The sequence below is a fragment of the Maribellus luteus genome (assembly GCF_003576475.1).
GTDB classification, from domain to species: domain Bacteria; phylum Bacteroidota; class Bacteroidia; order Bacteroidales; family Prolixibacteraceae; genus Draconibacterium; species Draconibacterium luteum.
Genome location: NZ_QWGR01000130.1, coordinates 1 through 634, shown reverse-complemented (window position 1 = coordinate 634; position 634 = coordinate 1). Strand labels below are relative to the sequence as shown.

General features: G+C 66.4%; 1 protein-coding gene. It reads right to left on the bottom strand.

Annotation, left to right across the window (positions count from 1 at the left end):
* Positions 1 to 634: YhdP family protein (locus D1614_RS28245; protein WP_206610168.1), on the bottom strand; the 634-nt coding region annotated here is incomplete at both ends.

The following is a 634-nucleotide window of genomic DNA, read 5'->3' as shown; positions in this document are numbered from 1 at the left end:
GCCAGCGCGCGCTGCCCGCAATTTCGCGCGAATCGATGGTCGATTGCCAGTTGGCGCCATCGCGGGTGGCGTCGATGCGCACGGCGTTGAAGTCGCGGCCCAGAATGCGCAGCGTCTGCGCGCGGGCGTTCAGGTGGCTGGGCAGATACGCGCTGTGGTTGTTGGAGGCGTTGGCTGCATTGGCACCATGTTCGGCGGCAATCTGGCTGGCGCTCTTGTCAGGGGCGGGTGCAGCAAAGGCATGGCGCCAGGCGTCGACGTCCAACTGATCCAGCGCCAGATTCGCTTGCACGCCTTCCTGCGGCTGCGGCACCGGCTGCCGCACACCGATGCCGCCGCGCAGCACCTCGACGCCGTTGCCTGTGTTGCGTTGCTCGTAGCGCGCGCTGACGATATTCCCGACCTGCAGAACGATTTCGTCGACGGCGTTGTTGGACGCCAGCGGTTGCATTTCGAAACGCACCGGCAAGGGCTGCCCAGCCGCCTTGTTCAGCGGTGCCGGTAGACGCACCGTCATCGGGGTCAGATCCGACTGGACCTGAATGAGAGGCCGATGCTGTTTGACGCTGATGGTCGCGCTGTACGGGGCGGTGCCCTCCAGCGAGCGGGCGACGGCGGCCACCGGGCTGTTTTC